A 19,199-nucleotide genomic window follows, 5' to 3' on the forward strand; every position below is an offset into this window, starting at 1 on the left:
ATTGGATTGATCTACCGATGAGCCTGTTTCAATCGGTTACTGGTGAGCTGCTCGATATCTGCGTGCTTTACTTGCGGAATACCTGCTTGGCGAGCTAACCATAAGTCGTAAGCAGCTTGTTGTGCTACCCAGAGATCAGCGCTTCCGCCATTTTCCACTCCTAACCAGCTTTCCAACCGCAATGCCATTTCGGGAGATAGGGCAGCGCGTTCGTTGAGAACGCGCGACAAAGCAGCGCGGCTAACGTTCAGTTGCTCGGCTGCTTTGGTGATCGATAATCCGAGTGCAGGGAGTACATCTTCTCTTAAAGTTTCGCCGGGGTGTGGCGGGTTATGCATTTTGCTCATATTGAATATTTCCTAGTGATAATCTTGATAGTCAACCAGAATAGCGTCTTCGTCCTCGAAAGCAAAAGTCATTCGCCAATTACCGTTTACTGTTATCGAGTAATGACCGGCAAGCTTGCCGCTTAAGGCATGTAATTCCCAACCTGGAATATTCATATCGTTTGTGCTTTTAGCAAGATCAAGTCTTATTAATTGCCTTCTTAATTTTGCCGAATGGTGTGGCTGAATTCCAGATAAACTGCCAGTGGTAAAGAAAGCGTGAAGCCCTTTATGTTTGAAAGTCTTTATCATACCGGATTGTATACCGTAGCGTTACAGGTCGCAATTGATGCCGCACAAACCCATAATCATTCAATTTAACTTGGCTTTTAACTGTTACAAACGCTCCAGCAAAATCTGCCTAATTTCTTCATCATTCAGAACGATGGGATTGGTTTTCATGCTGCTGCCACGGCAATTGGCGATGACTTTAACGAATGCGGTTTCTTGCAAACCGTAATGCGCTAGGCGTGGTAAAGCAAGTTCGTCGATCCAAGCTGTCAGCAGGTCGATCAAAGCAGTAAAAGCGGCTGCCGATTTTGAGAAATTTTTTTGGCAGAGAATTTCAGCGACCTGTACGTATTTTGCCAGCGCTTTGTTGTTCGGTTCCCGCGCCAGCATGCTGTGAATATTGATTCGCGTAGCCGAGGCGACCAGGGTGCCGCAGACGGCACCGTGCGGGATCGGGTAAAAAGCGCCTAATGGGGATGCCAGGCCATGTACCGAACCCAGGCCAACTTGTGCCAGTGTGATGCCGGAGAGCAGGGCGGCGTAAGCCATTTTTTCGCGGTGTTGTTCAAGCTCTCCTTCTTGGCGAAAGAGCGGGATCAGCGCGTCACGGGCGGCTTGCAGGCCGCTGATCGCCAAGGCATCGGTGAATGCATTGGATTTGAGGGAAACATACGATTCCAGCAGTTGCGTTAATGCGTCCATGCCGTTGGCGGCGATTACACTGGGCGGGCAACTGGCGAGTAAATCCGGATCGACAATGGCATACTCGGCAACCAGTTTGTCATGGCGGAAAGATTTTTTAAAACCTTGCTCGCCTTGCACGCTGAGCACAGCATTTTTGGTCGCTTCGCTGCCGGTACCGGCGGTAGTTGGCACGGCGATGAATGGTATAGACGGTCCTTCGTAGGGCAGTTCCGGGCCGACACCTTCGAGATAATCCATCACGGAGCGCTGTACTTTCAGTAATCCGGCAATCGCTTTGGCGGCATCGAGTGCACTGCCGCCACCGATGCCGACCACGGCATCAAAAGTGTCATTGGCATAAATTTTGACGAGATCATCGATCAGAACGGGGGAGGGTTCGTCGGCGACCATGCACTGCTGCCAACGGATTGAACGTTGCTGGAGTTGATCGATAAAAGGCTGCCAGTGACTGGAGTCAATAAAAGATCGCGATCCTGTTACCAGTAGGATACGCGAACCATAGCTGGCAATAATATCCGGCAATTTTTTTAATACCCCCGCGCCAAATTCGATGCGCGGCAACCGGGCGATGGAGAAATTGAACATCAGTTGTTTACGATTGGATACAAACCGTCATAGACGATGCCTTTGCGCGGTTCAACCATCCAATCCGCCACGGTATTGCGCCATGCCAGATAATGCGCAGTTTCTTTATGCGCAGCGGCGTCCCGTTGGGTTTTATAGGCTTCGTAAAATACAAACTTTGCCGGATCATCTGCGGACTGCAAAATATCAAAACGAACGTTACCCGCTTCGCGAATGGAGTTTTCGTGGTTTAACCGGCAGGCTTCCTTGAATGCTTCCACTTTTTCCGGTTTGACTGAGGCATAGACAATAGTTACATACATGATCTGAATCCTTAACAAATCTATTGGAGTTTAAGGCTCTGCAATTTGCTGCTGCGTGCTTTGTTGCTGGGCTGTATTTTACTATCAAACAGCATCAGTTTTTTCAACCATTGCGGTATCGTTGCATTCCAAGCATGAAATTTAAATTAATCATAGGTAAATTCCCTGGCTCAGCGCGGGAATTTCCAGAGATTTTGCCGTTTCTGCGATCGTTGTAACGTTCTCGTCCCAATCACGAGACGAAGAGTCAAAGAGGAATGAGTGCCAATGTTTGAGTGTTACGTACGGGGATTGTATCAATCATGAAGCATTTGTTCTGAAATGGTGAAAGAAACTGCTATTTGGCAAGTTCAGGAATTCTATAGGGGAGAAGTGTTGCACGATCTGGTAAATCAGAAGGAAAGCGCGATTGTAGAAGGCCATTTGATGCAGGGCAATCGGGCTTAAATTACTCCAATAATGCGGAGCAAATAATCATTATTCCAACCGGCCTTTAATCGTTTTATTTTTACACCGACTTTTGATATTTTTTCTTTATTTATCAGGTTTAAAGCAATATGTCTGATAGTGGCAAGATTGGCTGCACTATGGCCTTTGCGTGTCCGGTTGCTATCTTCATCAAAAGCAATATCAAGCACCCAATGTAAATTGTTCTCGATAGCCCAATGAGCGCGAACAGCATGTTCCAGTTTAGCCGGATTATTGGCGCTCAGACTACTGATGAAATAACGCGTTTCCCCGGTGATTCTATTTTCTGATTCTCTTGTTGCTGTAACCGCAATGATACTTTGTAGTCCTGCCCAAGCATGACGTTCTTTTAACCATGCGATCTCATCTGTCACACAGATAGTACGTGTTTCAATGCGTCCATGATCCCCATCAACAGTCACCATGGCGGCTTCAGGCGATAACTGCGAGGTAAAATACGTGGCAACATCTTCATGTAAGTTACCCTGGTTGCCCTTCAGGCTCAAGACATAATCGCCACCTTGTTGAATAATCTGCTGAGCAATTCTTTTCTGGCAACCCATGGCATCAACTGTAATCACACTTCCTGCAATATTCAGTCGCGATAACAGCTTGGGAATGGCCGTAATTTCATTGGATTTATTGTCCACTTTAACCTGACCCAAGACCAGGCTATTGTGCTGCGCCCATGCACTGACCATATGGATAGCTGCCTTTCTTGAAGCCTTATCAATGCTACGCCTTAAGCATTTACCATCAATTGCAATGACTTCTCCTTCAGTCAGACTGGCTAAGTCAGACACCCAGTTGGAAAAACACTCGCCAAACTGTTCATTGTCTATCGCTGCAAAAACATCTCCAAAGGTATCATGCGCGGGTATCCCATGCTGCAAACCAAGCAATTTAGTGAACCAGTCTATCTTGGCTTTGCCAAATTCTTCAATAGCCACCCAATTGTCCGCCCCACAGATAACAGCGCATAAGGCGATAAAAAATATATCCTGTAACTGGTGTTTCTTTTGCCTGTCTACTCTCGGGTCTTCAATGCTTGAAAAGTGATGGATAATTGACGCTATCGGTTTCTCTATCATTTGAAATCAAAATGATAAAGCTAATACCTCATCTTGTTTCTGTTTTCAAGCCTCTTTTAGCCCGATTGCCCTGCCATTTGATGGTGGGTACATTCATATGTGCATCAGTACGAGATAAACTACCCGGCGGCAAGCTGTCGGGTAGTTTATCTGTCGCTAATCAAAATTCAGAAACGGTAACGCTCTGAATAAAGGAGAAAGCGTTTTTACTTCTTGATACTCATTTCGTTGAGGACTTTTTTTACGCCAGCGATTTTTCCTGCAAGCTCGATCGCCCGGTCAATCTGAGCTTGGTTTTCAACAAATCCACTGAGTTGAACTTCCCCATCTTGTGTCACTACACTGATATCGGAGCTGTCGACGATTGAATCGCTGAAGAGCGAAGCTTTTACCTTAGTCGTAATGACGCTGTCATTAATTTTGTCGCCTACACTGGTATCTTTGGTCTCTATGTCCATTTTGTTATGGACCTGTTTGACGCCTTCTACCTGTCGCGCAATCACGAGGGCACGGTCGATTTGACTTTGATTGTGCACAAAACCGCTCAGCTGTACTTCACCTTTGCGGGTTTCAACTTTGATATCCAAGCTTTCCAGGCCGGTGTCTTTAAGCAGGGCGGATTTTACTTTTGTGGTGATGACGCTGTCGTTGATTCCTGTTCCCACTGAGGTGTCGGGCTTAGTCTGATGCTCCTGGTGTTTTTCCTGTCCATAGGCTGCGCTGGACAAGCAGACGGCAAACGAGATAGTTAGGACAATGAATTTATTTTTGATATTCATGATTTTTTCTCCAGAATTGAATAAACTGCTCATGACTCCAGACTGACAGATCAGCATGATGTTAGAGCAAAGCGATTATTGATTAGGACGATGGTGCTTACAGTGTTGTGTGTGGTAATGAAAGCTTGGAAGCAGGCATCTGCCGAGATACTGCACTCGATATCCGAGGAATCAGTTGTAAACTTTCCCTGAAGACGAAGCAGAAATGCACTATCGATACTTTATGCGGTATTGCCGCGCATACTAAAACATCCTTGATGTATGCGCGACTGGTAGTGCTATGCTTTCTTGACGGTTTCTTTCAAGTCGCCAACACCTTTTTGTATTTTTCCTTCGACCTGCTTCTCCAGTCCTTTGGCTTGCTGCTCTTTGCTGCCAACCAGTTTACCGGCTTCTTCCTGAATTTTTCCAGCGATGTCTTTTGCTTCGCCTTTCACTTGATCTTTATTCATGATGAATTCCTCATATTAAGTTGAAACATTTAAAAACGAATCGGGTTCGGTTCGTATGCTACGAGTCACATTAATACTCTACGTGTGATGCAACCGATTTTAATGAGAAAGGGATTGCGCTTCTGTGCGCTTGGTAACATAGTGTTCAAAATAAATTTTGCTTATGGCGAAGTTGCCTACCATCAGCGCGAAATGGTGAGGTCAAGTGATTCGGGGAAAAATGCTAATGGTGTCGTGCGTGCGACTCGATGCGTTCGATGTGTACCAGCGGAACGAGCAGCCAGATTGCAGCCGTAGCGAGCGTGGAAATGATTACAAGCCAAGTATATGCAAACGGTCCTTCGCCGAGTTCTGTGTACAAGTGTGCGCCGACATTCTGTGAAGCCAGCGTGCCGAGATTGAAAATTGACATAAGTAATGCAAAGAAGGTCGCTTCTGCACGTTTGGGGCATGCTCTCGCAGCAAGATCCAGAAATGCCAGAGTAGTGATCATACCGGTGATGCCCCAGATGACATGAATGAACAGTGCGGAAGTTTCACCGCGATAAGCCAGGTAAGTTAGTAAGGTTATTACCGATAAGCCGATGGCAAAATTGATCAAGTGGCGCAGCGGCATTGCTCGCGACAGAGGTGCATAAATGAATGCGCCAGCGATACTGGTTGCTGCACCGACTGAGCTTAGGATGCCGATGTATTGCTGGCTGAAGCCGAGCACGTCGGTTTGGTAATAGAGAAATGCCGGACCGAAGGACGGGCTGAAATTGAACAAAAAGATAAATCCGGCTACCAGCCACACCGAACGTTCTCCGAATCCTTCCCGCAGTGCTGCCCAGATTTCCTTGAATCCGTTATTTTTGGGATCTACATGTTTTTCGCGTACGAAAAATACAGTCATCAGCAGTACGATAAAAGGAAATATCGCTGCAACGGCAAAAGCGGCTTGCAGATTCCTGTACTCGGCAAAATATCCGCCCAACAGTCCCACGATAATTGATGCGGCAGTGACTGCGGTCCATTGCACCGATTGAAATGCTCCGGTGAGTCCATGCGATTTGCCGTTCTCCACCATCAGCGCATCGGTCAGAACGTCGTTATAGGCGAGACCCAGCCCCATCGTCGTATAGAGAAGGGCAAGTTCCCAGTAGGTATAATGCGACGAAAACCCGGCAGTCAATCCTGCCATACACGCCAGCGCCGAAGTCAGTAGCAGATAACTTTTGCGCCGCTGGCCGAACAATGGCAGAAAATCCGAGATTAATCCGTAGATCGGTTTAATGAACCAAGGAATCGATGCGAGCAGAAAGAAAGTTGCAACATCATCAGCCTCCAAACCATGATCTTTGAAGCTAATAGCGATCACCTGGATGGGTAGCGCGGACATGCCCTGAGCGAAGTAGACGATAGCAAATAAGATTGCAAGGCGACGAGCATCTGCAGTTTTAAATGGATGAAGATGTTGCAGCCAATCTTTCATGTGTGCGTCATACGGCTAAATGGTGTTGCTTATACTGAAATATTTCATCTTGCTTGACGATGCGCTGTGCTTCAGTCCAATTCGGCAGTGCTTCAATTGGGAGAAAGTTTGCAAAAGTGTTAACTGAAATCATGATCAGCGGGTTAGTTTGTGGCGATATTAGTGGATGAGGCAACAACAGGCACACATTTAGGTATACGTTAATCAAGAATAAGATTTCACGTTGCTTTAACCAATTGCGAGAATAACAGTAACAAATTCTATCTCTCGGTTGTGCGGTCTGTCTAATTATTATTCGTGCTTGAATGCATCAATCACGAAAATTTACATTTTTTCTTTCTACGAGACCATTTTTGGAATTTCTGCTTACACGCGAATTCTGTGTGCAAATATCTCAAGCGCAGTGGATGGTTGATTTTCAAAAGTCACTTCCAGAAATATTATAGGCGTTGACTGCCACATAATATGATTCTGGAAGGTTTGTACTGAGGCGTTATAACTCAACCATGAGCCGGATTTGTAAGCTGGATTGCATAGGAGAACCCATCTCATAGTTGTTGCAATTAAACCGATCAATGCCAGTCTATTTCCAAGCTGCGAAATTTACGGTGAAAATGGTTGTTTGTCAAGTAGTGTGTAGAGAACTGTAATGACTTCACCTACTTGTCTCTTTCCATTATGAAGTGTGTCTGAAGGGGCTGCGTATGCCTTGTTAGTCGTAAACATCCAGACGGAGGAATACTTCCAGCATGAAATGTTGTGATGCAATGGTAGAATACAAATGAAACATTTTTTAACCAGACCGAATCTGAATTAAGTTCGAATACGCTAATCCATTTCTTCTTTCAGACCCATTTCTAGACTGTAAAATACTTTTCTGTGTAACGTAAGTTGGGGTATTTACGTTCAACTCTGTGTTATGGTGAGTCAAAAAATGTTTGTTATTATGTTTGTGGCGTTACAGATTTAGACTTGAAGTTTTATGCTATTCTAAAAAAAGTATGTAATGAGCTGTATAAATAACTTGTTATACAATGAATTTTCTGGTAATAGTATACGATTTTTTTTCGCTACGGAATCTGGGATTAAAGAGGAGCCATAAAGATGCCAAAAGAGCTGCAAAGTAAACAAGTGTCTCCCTATGAACCAAAAGCAGGTGAGGATTATATGAATCCTAATCAGCTTATGCATTTTCGTAAGTTACTGGAAGGTATGAAAATTGAATTGGGTCAAGATATTGACCGTGCAGTACATACCATGCAGGATGAAGCTACAGTTTTTGCTGATCCTAATGATCGCGCAAGCCAGGAATCTGATATGACGCTTGAGTTGCGTAATCGTGATCGTGAGCGTAAGCTCATCAAAAAGATCGATGAGATAATTGGAAAAATCGATTCTGGTGATTATGGTTATTGTGAAAGCTGCGGGATTGAAATTGGATTAAAGCGGCTTGAAGCCCGTCCTACTGCGACACTGTGTATTGATTGTAAAACGCTGGATGAAATGCGCGAAAGGCAAATAGCCAAGTAGGTTGTTTGTTGGAAAATCAAAAACCCTGTCACGAGCACAGGGTTTTTGATTTAATCATTCTATGATTCTTCCGTTCCAGAATCAGTACTATCTCCATCGGCAGATACTGCTTTCATACTCAGACGCAGTCTTCCTTTGTCATCTGCTTCAAGTACTTTTACGCGAACTTGCTGGCCTTCATTGAGGTGATCAGAAACATTGTTGACACGTTCATTGGCAATTTGTGAGATATGCAGCAAACCGTCTTTTCCTGGAAGAACGCTGACAATGGCGCCGAAATCAAGTAATTTTAGCACTATACCGTCATAAATTTTACCAACTTCAACTTCTGCAGTAATGTCTTCTATTCGTTTTCTGGCTAGCTCACCGCCTTCAGAACTGACACAAGCTATGGTTACCTGACCGTCATCAGTGATATCAATCGTCGTACCGGTTTCTTCCGTGAGTGCGCGAATGACAGCGCCGCCTTTACCGATAACGTCACGAATTTTTTCTGGATTGATTTTGATTTTGATTATACGGGGAGCGTGGACTGAAATATCTTCACGGGTTGAGGGCAGGGCTTGTTTCATGATTTGCAGGATGTGCATCCGTCCTTCATGGGCCTGTATCAGCGCTGCATGCATGATATCTTTGGTGATACCCTGGATTTTAATATCCATCTGCAATGCAGTAATGCCTTTTTCCGTACCTGCTACTTTAAAATCCATATCACCCAGATGATCTTCATCACCGAGAATATCGGTTAATACAGCAAAACGATTTCCATCTTTAATTAAGCCCATTGCAATGCCAGCTACATGCGCTTTTAGCGGAACACCCGCATCCATAAGGGCAAGACAGCCGCCACAAACCGATGCCATTGAACTGGAGCCGTTTGATTCGGTAATTTCAGATACTACGCGTAAGGAATAACCAAATTCTTCAGGGGAAGGCAGAACCGCGGCAATGGCACGCTTTGCAAGACGTCCATGCCCGATTTCACGGCGCTTGGGAGTGCCGACACGACCAATCTCTCCCGTTGCATAGGGTGGCATGTTGTAATGCAGCATAAACCGATCATTATAATCACCTTGCAGTGAATCAATTTTTTGCTCGTCACGCGCCGTACCCAGTGTTGCAACTGCTAAGGCTTGTGTTTCACCGCGAGTAAATAGTGCTGAACCATGTGTGCGAGGTAGCACACCATTTCGAATTGTTATGGCTCTTACAGTGCGTGTACCACGGCCATCGATTCGGGGTTCTCCATCCAGGATTTGGTTACGTACAATTTTTGCTTCCAATGCAAAGAATGCTTCCTTGAAGGATTGCAGATCAGGTCCGCCTTCTGTATCAACACCGATTTCAGTAGATATTCGTTGACTAATAGCCTCGATCGCTTCAGAACGTGCCTGCTTCTGTTTAATCTTATAAGCCATTCGTAAGTCGGCTTCTGCCAGGCTTGCAATCTTTTCTTCAAACGAAGTATCTTTTACAGGCGGAGTCCAATCCCACGCAGTTACACCCGCTTCATCAGCAAATTCATTGATTGCATTGATAACTGCCTGCATTTGCTCATGGCCAAATATAACCGCGCCCAGCATTACTTCTTCCGATAACTCCATTGCTTCTGACTCCACCATCAAAACGGCTTGTTGCGTTCCTGCAACAACCAAATTCAATTGAGTGTCTTTAAGTTCTGAAGTTGTTGGATTAAGAACGTATTCGTTGTTGATATAACCAACGCGAGCAGCGCCAAGGGGGCCATCAAACGGTATTCCAGAAAGGATAAGCGCAGCGGAAGTGCCGATAATGGAAGGAATATCTGCATCCACTTCAGTATCCGCAGACATTACGGTAGCTACTATCTGTACTTCGTTATAGAAACCTTCGGGAAAGAGCGGACGAATTGGGCGATCAATTAATCGAGAAGTTAGTGTTTCTTTTTCTGAAGGACGTCCTTCTCGTTTAAAGAAACTGCCCGGTATTCTACCCGCAGCGTAAAATTTTTCTTGATAATCCACAGTGAGTGGAAAGAAATCCTGTCCTGGTTTTATAGTTTTTGCACCAACCACAGTAACAAGTACTACTGTATCGTCCATTGTAACCATTACAGCGCCATGAGCTTGTCGTGCTATTTCACCTGTTTCCAATGTAAGTTGATGGCGCCCGTAGGTAATACTCTTCTTAATAGGTTTCAATTAACAATCCCTTTTTCCTTTTTGATAAATTTTTCCGAATTATGAATTGCCCTCAAACCATAGCATCGGTTGTGTAACAATTTGAATGGAAAATAATCTACTTGATTTGCTGCCAGCACAGTTTTGCGAGGAGCGCTTATTTGCGTAAACCAAGACGTTCAATCAGAGTCTGGTAGGCATCATTATTACGTTTTTTTAGATAATCAAGTAGCTTGCGGCGACGACCGACCATGCGTAACAAGCCACGACGGGAATGGTGATCTTTGACATGTGTTTTGAAGTGTCCGATTAGGTCATTGATTCGGGTCGTTAAGAGTGCAACTTGGACTTCTGGAGAGCCAGTATCTCCGTCCGCCCTTTGATAATCGCGCACTACCTGTGCTTTTTGATCGATTGTGATAGACATAAATTTCTCCGCTTAAAATAACCAGTGTAAAAAGCCGGAATTTTACTCTTTAATATTGCTCTTGTCCAAACCAGATCAAAGTGTAGGGGCATTAAATGCTCCTGCGGAATATGTGGTAGAGGATGAGGGTCAATTGATATAGTTGTTTTTAAAATTCTGGTTTTTAATTCCAAGCATAAAGCATTGTTGTTTTTATTAATCTCTGCGGGTTCAATTCCCCGTCCCTTGGACCGAAAGCTGGTTGAAAACCGCAGATTGAAGAGCGTAGTTAATACCCCGCTGATTGCGGCGGGGATTTTCTCAAAGGGGTATAAATATTTCGTAACACCTATTCTAGTAGTGCTCGAATTCTAACCGGCCTTCTCGTCTGATTAATTCATCGATAGTGAGACCCACAGCTGATATGCCATTGAATACCGTTCCCACTCTTTTCTTGTTAAAATGCTCCATCATGGTGGTGTAGGCTCTGGGTGGTAACGGAAAGAATTCGGCTTCTTTTACTAGGAGAATTGCATTCTTCATATAAAATTCAACAAACTCTTTAATTTCAGGTTTCTCAGTTGCTTTCGCATTGACATAGATAAAGATAGGTCGGGATAGCGGTTGATAACTTCCATTTTCAACGGTTTCGACAGACGGGAGAATGCCGCCTTTTCCATTGTTTATCGCTACTGCTGTCACTTTAGTTTGATTCTCGATGTAATAGGCAAAGCCAAAAAAACCCAACCCATTCTTGTTACTCGCTACTCCTTCTACTAATACATTGTCATCCTCGGATTCGGTGAAATCATTCCGGCTTGATTTGATCTTGCCAACGATGGCCTCGGTAAAGTAATCGAAGGTACCGGAATCTGCATCTGCACCATAGAGTTTGAAAGATTCATCGGGCCATGCCGGGTTTATCTGATTCCATTTGGTAATTTTACCTTGAGCTGCGGGCTCCCATATTTTCTTCAGTTCCGCGATCGTCATGGTTGTACTCCAAGAATTCTCTGGGTTCACCGCCACGGTTAATGCATCGAATGCTACCGGAATCTCAATAAATTGCACCCGGGAATTTTTGCAGTCTTTTATTTCATTTTTTAGAATCGGGCGGGAGGCATTAACGATATCAATTTCACCGCGGCAGAATTTCTTGAAACCGCCACCGCTACCGGAGATATTAACGGTTACGCTAACTGCATTTTTTTTTGCGATCTGAAACTTGTCTGCGACTGTTTTTGTGATCGGATAAACGGTGCTCGAGCCATCAATTTTTATAACCGCTTGAGCGCTTGCAACACTGATGATACTAAATGATGCGCTAAATAAAAAAGACAAACTCAGTAACTTAAGGCTGTGTAATTGTAACATTTCACCCTCCATTTGATTGAGATAGCTACCGCACGCCTAGCAACTTCAGTACGCTATGTATGAGAATAGTAACGTATGTTTTTTGACAATAGTAGTATCTTGATAGATAAGTACTTAAATGCTTGTTAGTAGAATCGAAGCTGATATTACCGGGAATTCATGAAATGAGATTCCGAATTCCCTGTTTACATACGCGCAATTTAAGCTGCAGATTTCTTGCGCAGACCTAAAAGTCGACTGTAACTTGCGTCAGGAATGAGCCAAAATCAGCATTATTCCATCCGTGAGTACGTGCACCGGCACCGCCTGAATACCCATTTGTGTTTGTGGTTGGAGTTCCCGCAGTGTTGATATCCAACATATAAATAACATTACTTTGGAATTTAACATTCGAATGGGGATACCAATTTAAACCGAACCTAACCATATCCGCCTTTCCGCCTTTAATCACGCCAGAGTTCATGTCGATGTAATCATAGCCTGCAGCGACTTCCCATGCGCCCCAGCCGGCGCCGTTCCACTGAAATGGACGATTAGGCTTAATCCGGTTTGCCGCACCATTTCTGACATGATAAGCCTTAGATTCGCCGGTCAGGAAGTAGCTTGCAAAACCGTAATAACCTGTCAGATGTTCATCGTTGTACCCGGTGCCATTGATATTGGTGCGTAAGTATTCGCCTTGTGCTGAGAATGGACCGTAAACAAGCCATGATTCTGCGCCATAGCGATCGTAACTGCTCACCCGGCGGTGAAGCGGATCACTCAGCGCGCCTGTGCTTAAGTTGCCGGTATTCAGTATATTAGTACGATCTACGTTGGTTCCAGGGAAGGCAAAGAACGACATCCCGCCGCCGCCGCCGTTGGATCCTTCACCAACCATTGTGCCGTCTGCTCGATACTGGGTATTAACTGCGGTGTGTCCCGCAGAGATACCGACATGCATGAACTTGGTTTCGCTTTCCATCCAGGGTCTGCCGCTGACACGGCCGATGCCTTGCCAGCCGGTGTCGCCAGAACCGTTATTGCGGCTTTGATTGCCGTTAGCGTTTACAGAAGTGGAAGCAGCCGACCAGGAACCAATCGGTTCTGTTTGAAAAGCCAAGCCGGTTTGCCACCGCTGAACAGCGTAGTTGGCACCGATACCTGTTTTGTAGGTATTGGGATTGTCGACGAATGAGTTGACCGACATATGACGTTCAATGAATGTTAGGTAACGGTTACTGGCAGCTTCTTCCAAACTGAATGGTTCTTTAAATGAGCCAATTTTATAAGATAATGCATTGGTATGATTTAAACGTACAAATGCATCGGTAATGCCGGATCCGACTGAGCCATTGCCACGGCTAAAGTCATATTCGAATTTGTAATCCCATACTTTGTAAAAAGTACCTTCAACGCCAAGACGTGCACGGCGGATATTCATACCGCTATTCAATTCATTCGGCGTGTTGGTTCCGAAAGCAGGGTCAGGTTCATTGATAAAATTGTATTGTGAGGCTGGTTGTATCCGTCCATTGAGCGATACTGAAAAATTGCCATCCTTGGTTGACCAATGCAATCCACGGTCATCAAAATTCCCGTGTATTTTCTCAACTTCTTTGACACGCTCTTCGAGTACGGAAACTTGACCTTTAAGCTGTTCTTTCTCAGCCTTTTCTCGCAATCTTGTCAGGCGGTCACCCCCAGTTCTATTGCCTGCTTCCAATCTCTGATCCTCTTGGACTGGAGCTAATTCAGTTACTTCTGTTTTTCTCGAAGCATCGGTTGAAGCCAGCGCTGGTGCTGATGGTGTTTTGGGTGTTTCTGCCTTTTTTCCGGCTTCTTCAGCCTTAACAAATGAACCCATGTGTACCCGGCCAGGCCCAGGTTCTGCAAAAATTTGCTTAGTTTTTGTGTCAACATATAAATCCATCGCATAAGCGTTGGATAGGGTACATAAATTTATTACTGCTACGGTTGCTAAAAAAAATCTGAGTGATTTCATAGTCAGTTTTTGATCCAAGGTTTAAAAAGAAAGCCATAAAAGATGGCAACCTTTATATAACAGTAATGTTACAGTTTTGTGACAGCATGTTTTTTAATCCAAATTTAGTTTTTAACTTCTTAATTACTTGTAGTTAAAATCAATATTTCTTAAAATATGCGATACATTTGACGGAATTTGAATAATCTATTTGTTTGATGCGTGATTTAACAATTTTGAGTTGACGGGAACTTTCTTTGCGAAATGACCTGTCTAAATTAAGTGTTTAGTTGGATATTTGATTTTTCCATGCTAAACACTCATTTCTATTAACTAGCTTGTTAAATTAATTAATAGGAGGTAACAAAAAATGGCAACAACTTATGGCACAACGAGCGCAAGTTCGAGCGCTAACTATGACATGTCGCTGTGGTACGACTCAAAGTACTACAAGATAGGAATGCTCACCATGTTATTGGTGGCGATATTTTGGATCTGGTATCAAAGGACATTTGCATATTCACACGGCATGGACTCGATGGAACCGGAATTTGACAAAGTGTGGATGGGACTGTGGCGCGTACACATGACCCTGATGCCTTTATTTGCTTTGATCACCTGGGGCTGGATCCTGAAGACCCGTGACACGAAAGAACAACTGGACAACCTGGATCCAAAGTTAGAGATCAAACGTTATTTCTACTGGATGATGTGGCTGGGTGTGTATTTGTTTGGTGTTTACTGGGGCGGAAGCTTCTTCACCGAACAAGATGCATCGTGGCACCAAGTGATTATTCGTGACACTAGCTTCACGCCAAGTCACGTAGTGGTGTTTTACGGCTCATTCCCGATGTACATCGTATGTGGCATAGCCTCATACCTGTACGCGATGACCCGTTTGCCACTGTATAGCCGCGGCACATCATTCCCGCTGGTTATGGCAATTGCAGGCCCGCTGATGATTCTGCCAAACGTAGGATTGAACGAATGGGGTCATGCATTCTGGTTCATGGAAGAACTGTTCAGTGCACCCTTGCACTGGGGCTTTGTGATTCTGGGCTGGGCAGGCTTGTTCTCAGGTGGTATTGCAGCACAAATTATCACCCGTTACTCCAACCTGACCGACGTTATCTGGAATAACTCAAGCAAAGAGATTCTGAACAACCGGATAGTCCCTTGATCAAGATCCAACCTCTGATGTTTTAGACATCATACTGCTGCCTGCTTCGACAGGCAGCAGTATACTTTCCCAACCTACTTGCTAAATTTCTGTCCATAGATCTTTATCCAGTTAAGTTTGAAAAATCTTGTTCCACATATCTGGATTTTTGTGTCATGGAAGATATCATTGTAATCATTCAGCAATGGGGGCCTGTCAATATTCTTGTTGGTTTGACCGCGGCATCTGTTATTGGCTTTATTGGTTCTCTAGTCGCAATTCCCTGGATTCTGATTCGATTGCCGAGCGATTACTTTGATTTGCGAGTCCCTCGTCACTGGATGAAAGATCATCATCCAGTGTTACGCATCATCGGTTTGGTTATAAAAAATATTTTGGGCATTGTGTTCCTAATAGCGGGTTTTTTGATGCTTTTTCTGCCAGGGCAAGGCGTGTTGACGATGCTGATCGGAATTTCATTTATGGATTTTCCTAATAAGCGTAAGCTGGAAGCCCGGATTGTCGGGCAACCCGCATTATTGAAAGTCATAAACGCAATGCGTCAGAAATTCAACAGACTTCCACTTACGTTGTCACCAGACTGTAATAAATAACGCATATTTGCAATGCCTTAATATCAGGAACAATGCGAGAAGCGGCGTGCGTTCCGGTGCGTTTTCATGCATTCTTGGGTCTGTAGATGCTTCACTGGATAGAGTATCCAGACTTATGAGGAATGCGTTTAGTTCTTTCTCCGGCTCTGAAATGACTGGATAATGATCTTTATCTTTTGGATATTGATCATTGCCGATCAGATCTATTTAATGCTTGATGTGCGGAGGCAGCGCTGATTGTCAAAATTCATCGAATCGCTAGAGTCCGTTGAGAATCGTTCAGTCAGTATGGTGACTGCAACTTCTCCAGTCGAGGTAAGTTCCTTAAATTATCAGGCGGGTAGTGCATAATTCCCTCCCAGAGTAAGTGAAGTGTATTATTAGCATTAATACAATAAGAGCTTTATGGATTAAATCACAGTCACTATATTTATTGGCGGATTCAAAATTTCATTGAAGTGATAAATATTGAAAATAACTGGATATTACCCAGTTCAAGTGTAGTGTATCGCAACATTGCAACCTGCTGATGAATACTAAACCACCTGATGTATTACCTTTAACGTCGTATGATGTGCGTGACGTCTCAATGTTGGCTGAGACGATCTGGCGCCATCATTATGCGGATATCATTTCATCGGAACAAATCGGTTATATGCTGGCGCAACGTTACCAGCCGGAGTTAATTAACAAGCAGCTACTGAGTTCAGATATCTGGTGGAGAAAACTGATTTTGGATGATGGGATTATTGGTTTTTCCTGTTGTATGCGTACGAACAAAGCGGACGAACTTAAGATTGACAAACTGTATATTCATTGTGATCATCATCGCAAAGGTTATGGGGCATTGCTGGTGGCTGATGCCATTAAGATAATGCAGGAAAATAATTTGCAATCACTAAGCCTGACGGCCAATAAACATAACCAGACGGCAATTTCAGCCTATCAGCATTATGGTTTTGAGATTACGGGTGATAGTGTTGTGGATATCGGGGATGGTTTTATCATGAATGATTACTTGATGAACTTAACAAAATTGAATCGCTGGAATGTTTAATTCATGAAGTTGAAATTTACTAAAATGCAGGGCTTGGGCAATGATTTTGTCGTCCTGGATGGGATCAATCAACCCGTAAATCTTGATCAACAACAGATTCGTTTACTCGCCGACCGTCATTTCGGTATCGGCTGCGATCAGTTATTGCTGGTTGAAAAAGCTACAGGTCAGGCTGATTTTCGTTATCGTATCTTCAATGCCGATGGTAGTGAAGTTGAGCAATGTGGCAATGGCGCGCGCTGTTTCGTTCGTTATGTGCACGACCATGGCTTAACACAAAAAAACGAAATTCGCATCGAAACACTGAGCGGCGTAATATCTCCGAAACTGGAAATTGATGGAAATGTCACGGTTAATATGGGAAAACCTATATTCGAGCCGGAAGAAATTCCTTTTGTTGCTGAGAAAACTGCTTTGACTTATCAGCTTGAAATACAAGGTAAGCCAGTTACAATAAGCGCCTTGTCGATGGGTAATCCGCACGCCGTACGTGTCGTGCAAAATATTGAAAACGCCCCAGTAGATACTGAAGGCGCATTGATAGAAACGCATCCGCGTTTTCCCAAAAGAGTGAATGTTGGTTACGTGCAGGTAATTGACCGTAGCCATATCAAGTTACGGGTTTTTGAGCGCGGCGCTGGCGAAACCCTGGCTTGTGGAACAGGCGCTTGCGCAGCAGTCGTTGCGGGCGTTAATCAGGGTTTGTTGGATAGTCAGGTAATTGTCAGCACACGTGGCGGTGAGTTGACGATAAGCTGGCAGGGGCAGGATGAACCCGTTTGGATGACTGGCCCGGCAGTTACAGTATTCGAAGGTGAAATAAATTTGTAAACAACCAAGGAAGAATGATGAAACCTGAAGATGTCGCGCAGTACCTACAGGAGCACCCGCAATTCTTCAATGAATATGCCGACTTACTGGCAGATATTCAAATTTCTCATCCGCAGGATGATAAAGTGATTTCACTGAATGAGCGTCAAGTACTTTCATTAAGGGAAAGGAATCGCGTATTACAGGATAAATTACTTGAACTGATCAGTTTTGGTGAAGAAAATGATGCCATCGGTGAAAAAATGCACCGATTGGCAATTGCGCTGCTTTCTGTTTCCAGTTTGGACGAGTTTTTTAATGTGTTGTATTTCAGCCTGAAAGAAGATTTCGCAGTTCCGCTTGTGGCAATGCGTTTCTGGAATATTTCCTGCAGCAATAATCCTTATACCGAATTTACGCCCAGCAGTGAAGATATTCATGTCATTGCTGCAAGTTTGTCACAACCTTATTGCGGCAATCATATCGCGGATGAGATCAAGCAATGGTTTGGTGAAGGCGCTGAGCACCTCAATTCATTCGCCATGATTCCATTGAATACAACACAAACCATCGGTTTGCTTGTTTTGGGCAGCCCTGATGCAGAAAGATTTTATCCCGAAATGGGGACACTGCATTTAAAACGGTTAGGGGAACTGGTGTGTACCACCATTACTCGCTATGATCAAGCGGAAACTTTAAGCAGTAAAGCGATTCAAGATCATGTAACCAATGAGCAGTAAACCTGAATCATTGGCTGCCGCATTTATCCATCATTTAACTTATGAACGGCGTTTGTCACCGCTTACCAGTGAAAATTATGCGCGCGATATTCGTGTTCTGCTGAAACTTTTAAATAAAGACGATTTGGAACAGGTTCAATTTCTGAATATCCGTCATGTCATTGCGCAACTCCATAGCAAAGGACTTTCTGGTAGAAGTTTGTCTAGAATGTTATCGGCATGGCGCAGCTTTTATAATTATTTGATCCGTAAACACCACTATCAGCATAATCCCTGTAATGGAATGCGTGTTCCCAAATCACCACAAAAACTGCCCAACGCGCTTTCACCCGATGAAGCTACGCAGTTACTGACTTTCTCGCCCGATGGCATTTTGATGGCACGCGACAGTGCGATGTTTGAATTATTCTATTCTTCCGGTTTAAGGTTGACGGAATTAGCGCAATTGAAGCCTGCGGATATCCATTTTGCGGAGGGAACGGTAAAAGTTCTGGGGAAAGGGGAGAAGGAACGTATTGTCCCTGTCGGCGCTTTCGCGATTCAAGCATTAAAAGTTTGGCTTGAACAACGCGTATTGATTATCAAACCGGAAGTGACTGCACTTTTTTTATCGCAGCATGGGGATGCCATTAGCGCTCGCACCATCAGCCATCGCCTGAAAAGCAGGGCCAGACAGCAAGGCATCCATCAAAATGTACATCCGCATATTTTACGGCACTCTTTTGCTTCTCATTTGCTGCAATCCAGCGGTGATTTGCGCGCTGTTCAGGAAATGTTGGGCCATGCGCATATTACTTCCACGCAAGTCTATACCCATTTGGATTTTCAACATTTAACGAAAGTTTATGATACCGCACATCCACGGGCGAAAAAAAGAGATTGATCATCAAAGAATCTTTCAGTCTGAATCGGCT

20 protein-coding genes are annotated in these 19,199 nt (G+C 44.2%); 8 read left to right on the forward strand and 12 right to left on the reverse strand.

Annotation, left to right across the window (positions count from 1 at the left end; all coding sequences use genetic code 11):
- Window positions 1–11 precede the first annotated feature (11 nt).
- The 4 genes from NIT79A3_RS07800 to NIT79A3_RS07815 form a co-directional block, all read right to left on the reverse strand.
- Window positions 12–347 carry a HigA family addiction module antitoxin gene (locus NIT79A3_RS07800; RefSeq protein WP_013965670.1) on the reverse strand — a complete coding sequence of 112 codons (336 nt, stop codon included), beginning with the start codon at window positions 345–347 and terminating at the stop codon, window positions 12–14.
- Window positions 348–359: 12 nt separating this feature from the next.
- Complete coding sequence (locus NIT79A3_RS07805) at window positions 360–638, reverse strand: type II toxin-antitoxin system RelE/ParE family toxin (protein WP_013965671.1); 279 nt, start codon at window positions 636–638, stop codon at window positions 360–362.
- A gap of 84 nt (window positions 639–722) precedes the next feature.
- A complete protein-coding gene (locus NIT79A3_RS07810; RefSeq protein ID WP_013965672.1) occupies window positions 723–1,907 on the reverse strand; it encodes an iron-containing alcohol dehydrogenase in 1,185 nt (394 codons plus the stop codon).
- Window positions 1,907–2,209, reverse strand: coding sequence for an antibiotic biosynthesis monooxygenase (locus NIT79A3_RS07815; RefSeq protein ID WP_013965673.1), 303 nt, complete (start codon window positions 2,207–2,209; stop codon window positions 1,907–1,909). The genes NIT79A3_RS07810 and NIT79A3_RS07815 overlap by 1 nt, the downstream gene beginning before the upstream one ends.
- A 321-nt stretch (window positions 2,210–2,530) precedes the next feature.
- Here NIT79A3_RS07815 and NIT79A3_RS19445 point away from each other — a divergent pair, with 321 nt between their 5' ends.
- The gene (locus NIT79A3_RS19445) at window positions 2,531–2,656 is read left to right on the forward strand and encodes a hypothetical protein (RefSeq protein ID WP_348225751.1); all 126 of its coding nucleotides are present in this window, start codon (window positions 2,531–2,533) and stop codon (window positions 2,654–2,656) included.
- Here the strand turns inward: NIT79A3_RS19445 and NIT79A3_RS07825 are convergent.
- The 4 genes from NIT79A3_RS07825 to NIT79A3_RS07840 all read right to left on the reverse strand — a co-directional run bounded on the left by NIT79A3_RS07825 (window position 2,653) and on the right by NIT79A3_RS07840 (window position 6,473).
- Window positions 2,653–3,768 (reverse strand): ISAs1 family transposase, encoded by a 1,116-nt coding sequence (locus tag NIT79A3_RS07825; protein ID WP_013964816.1) that lies wholly within the window; start codon window positions 3,766–3,768, stop codon window positions 2,653–2,655. The genes NIT79A3_RS19445 and NIT79A3_RS07825 overlap by 4 nt on opposite strands.
- Window positions 3,769–3,974: 206 nt before the next feature.
- On the reverse strand, window positions 3,975–4,547 hold the full coding sequence (locus tag NIT79A3_RS07830; RefSeq protein ID WP_013965674.1) for a BON domain-containing protein: 573 nt from the start codon (window positions 4,545–4,547) through the stop codon (window positions 3,975–3,977).
- A gap of 278 nt (window positions 4,548–4,825) precedes the next feature.
- Window positions 4,826–4,999 (reverse strand): CsbD family protein, encoded by a 174-nt coding sequence (locus NIT79A3_RS07835; protein WP_013965675.1) that lies wholly within the window; start codon window positions 4,997–4,999, stop codon window positions 4,826–4,828.
- Window positions 5,000–5,222: 223 nt separating this feature from the next.
- Window positions 5,223–6,473 (reverse strand): folate/biopterin family MFS transporter, encoded by a 1,251-nt coding sequence (locus NIT79A3_RS07840; protein WP_013965676.1) that lies wholly within the window; start codon window positions 6,471–6,473, stop codon window positions 5,223–5,225.
- Between the two features lie 1,104 nt (window positions 6,474–7,577).
- Here NIT79A3_RS07840 and dksA point away from each other — a divergent pair.
- Window positions 7,578–8,003 (forward strand): RNA polymerase-binding protein DksA, encoded by a 426-nt coding sequence (gene dksA, locus NIT79A3_RS07845; protein ID WP_013965677.1) that lies wholly within the window; start codon window positions 7,578–7,580, stop codon window positions 8,001–8,003.
- 59 nt (window positions 8,004–8,062) lie between these two features.
- On the opposite strand, the gene pnp is transcribed toward dksA, so the two are convergent.
- From pnp to NIT79A3_RS07865, 4 genes are all read right to left on the reverse strand, one after another.
- Window positions 8,063–10,183: a polyribonucleotide nucleotidyltransferase gene (gene pnp / locus NIT79A3_RS07850; RefSeq protein ID WP_013965678.1), complete on the reverse strand. Its 2,121-nt coding sequence runs from the start codon at window positions 10,181–10,183 to the stop codon at window positions 8,063–8,065.
- Between the two features lie 136 nt (window positions 10,184–10,319).
- A complete protein-coding gene (gene rpsO / locus NIT79A3_RS07855) occupies window positions 10,320–10,589 on the reverse strand; it encodes a 30S ribosomal protein S15 (RefSeq protein WP_013965679.1) in 270 nt (89 codons plus the stop codon).
- 333 nt (window positions 10,590–10,922) lie between these two features.
- Window positions 10,923–11,942 (reverse strand): PstS family phosphate ABC transporter substrate-binding protein, encoded by a 1,020-nt coding sequence (locus NIT79A3_RS07860; RefSeq protein WP_013965680.1) that lies wholly within the window; start codon window positions 11,940–11,942, stop codon window positions 10,923–10,925.
- 226 nt (window positions 11,943–12,168) lie between these two features.
- Window positions 12,169–13,788 (reverse strand): porin, encoded by a 1,620-nt coding sequence (locus NIT79A3_RS07865; protein ID WP_348225752.1) that lies wholly within the window; start codon window positions 13,786–13,788, stop codon window positions 12,169–12,171.
- A 487-nt stretch (window positions 13,789–14,275) separates the two neighbouring features.
- Between NIT79A3_RS07865 and NIT79A3_RS07870 the strand changes: the two genes are divergently transcribed.
- The 6 genes from NIT79A3_RS07870 (at window position 14,276) to xerC (ending at window position 19,168) form a co-directional block, all read left to right on the forward strand.
- Window positions 14,276–15,085: a methane monooxygenase/ammonia monooxygenase subunit C gene (locus NIT79A3_RS07870; RefSeq protein ID WP_013964653.1), complete on the forward strand. Its 810-nt coding sequence runs from the start codon at window positions 14,276–14,278 to the stop codon at window positions 15,083–15,085.
- Between the two features lie 155 nt (window positions 15,086–15,240).
- A complete protein-coding gene (locus NIT79A3_RS07875; RefSeq protein ID WP_013965682.1) occupies window positions 15,241–15,678 on the forward strand; it encodes a membrane protein in 438 nt (145 codons plus the stop codon).
- A gap of 529 nt (window positions 15,679–16,207) precedes the next feature.
- Window positions 16,208–16,735 carry a GNAT family N-acetyltransferase gene (locus NIT79A3_RS07880; RefSeq protein WP_013965683.1) on the forward strand — a complete coding sequence of 176 codons (528 nt, stop codon included), beginning with the start codon at window positions 16,208–16,210 and terminating at the stop codon, window positions 16,733–16,735.
- A 3-nt stretch (window positions 16,736–16,738) separates the two neighbouring features.
- Window positions 16,739–17,566, forward strand: coding sequence for a diaminopimelate epimerase (dapF, locus tag NIT79A3_RS07885; RefSeq protein ID WP_013965684.1), 828 nt, complete (start codon window positions 16,739–16,741; stop codon window positions 17,564–17,566).
- Window positions 17,567–17,580: 14 nt separating this feature from the next.
- A complete protein-coding gene (locus NIT79A3_RS07890) occupies window positions 17,581–18,285 on the forward strand; it encodes a DUF484 family protein (RefSeq protein ID WP_348225753.1) in 705 nt (234 codons plus the stop codon).
- Entirely contained in the window at window positions 18,275–19,168 is an 894-nt protein-coding gene (xerC, locus tag NIT79A3_RS07895) for a tyrosine recombinase XerC (protein WP_013965686.1), read from the forward strand. Before NIT79A3_RS07890 ends, xerC begins: the two co-directional genes overlap by 11 nt.
- The last annotated feature ends 31 nt before the right edge of the window (window positions 19,169–19,199 follow it).

The sequence above is a fragment of the Nitrosomonas sp. Is79A3 genome, assembly GCF_000219585.1.
Taxonomy (GTDB): domain Bacteria; phylum Pseudomonadota; class Gammaproteobacteria; order Burkholderiales; family Nitrosomonadaceae; genus Nitrosomonas.

Coding starts and splice junctions, on each gene's coding strand:
- NIT79A3_RS07860 (WP_013965680.1), bottom strand. CDS start 11,942: ATGTTACAATTACACAGCCTTAAGTTACTGAGTTTGTCTTTTTTATTT.
- rpsO (WP_013965679.1), bottom strand. CDS start 10,589: ATGTCTATCACAATCGATCAAAAAGCACAGGTAGTGCGCGATTATCAA.
- NIT79A3_RS07825 (WP_013964816.1), bottom strand. CDS start 3,768: ATGATAGAGAAACCGATAGCGTCAATTATCCATCACTTTTCAAGCATT.
- NIT79A3_RS07880 (WP_013965683.1), top strand. CDS start 16,208: ATGAATACTAAACCACCTGATGTATTACCTTTAACGTCGTATGATGTG.
- NIT79A3_RS07810 (WP_013965672.1), bottom strand. CDS start 1,907: ATGTTCAATTTCTCCATCGCCCGGTTGCCGCGCATCGAATTTGGCGCG.
- NIT79A3_RS19445 (WP_348225751.1), top strand. CDS start 2,531: ATGGTGAAAGAAACTGCTATTTGGCAAGTTCAGGAATTCTATAGGGGA.
- NIT79A3_RS07865 (WP_348225752.1), bottom strand. CDS start 13,788: ATGGGTTCATTTGTTAAGGCTGAAGAAGCCGGAAAAAAGGCAGAAACA.
- NIT79A3_RS07890 (WP_348225753.1), top strand. CDS start 17,581: ATGATGAAACCTGAAGATGTCGCGCAGTACCTACAGGAGCACCCGCAA.
- NIT79A3_RS07815 (WP_013965673.1), bottom strand. CDS start 2,209: ATGTATGTAACTATTGTCTATGCCTCAGTCAAACCGGAAAAAGTGGAA.
- NIT79A3_RS07835 (WP_013965675.1), bottom strand. CDS start 4,999: ATGAATAAAGATCAAGTGAAAGGCGAAGCAAAAGACATCGCTGGAAAA.
- dapF (WP_013965684.1), top strand. CDS start 16,739: ATGAAGTTGAAATTTACTAAAATGCAGGGCTTGGGCAATGATTTTGTC.
- NIT79A3_RS07805 (WP_013965671.1), bottom strand. CDS start 638: ATGATAAAGACTTTCAAACATAAAGGGCTTCACGCTTTCTTTACCACT.
- NIT79A3_RS07830 (WP_013965674.1), bottom strand. CDS start 4,547: ATGAATATCAAAAATAAATTCATTGTCCTAACTATCTCGTTTGCCGTC.
- NIT79A3_RS07870 (WP_013964653.1), top strand. CDS start 14,276: ATGGCAACAACTTATGGCACAACGAGCGCAAGTTCGAGCGCTAACTAT.
- dksA (WP_013965677.1), top strand. CDS start 7,578: ATGCCAAAAGAGCTGCAAAGTAAACAAGTGTCTCCCTATGAACCAAAA.
- NIT79A3_RS07800 (WP_013965670.1), bottom strand. CDS start 347: ATGAGCAAAATGCATAACCCGCCACACCCCGGCGAAACTTTAAGAGAA.
- NIT79A3_RS07840 (WP_013965676.1), bottom strand. CDS start 6,473: ATGAAAGATTGGCTGCAACATCTTCATCCATTTAAAACTGCAGATGCT.
- NIT79A3_RS07875 (WP_013965682.1), top strand. CDS start 15,241: ATGGAAGATATCATTGTAATCATTCAGCAATGGGGGCCTGTCAATATT.
- xerC (WP_013965686.1), top strand. CDS start 18,275: ATGAGCAGTAAACCTGAATCATTGGCTGCCGCATTTATCCATCATTTA.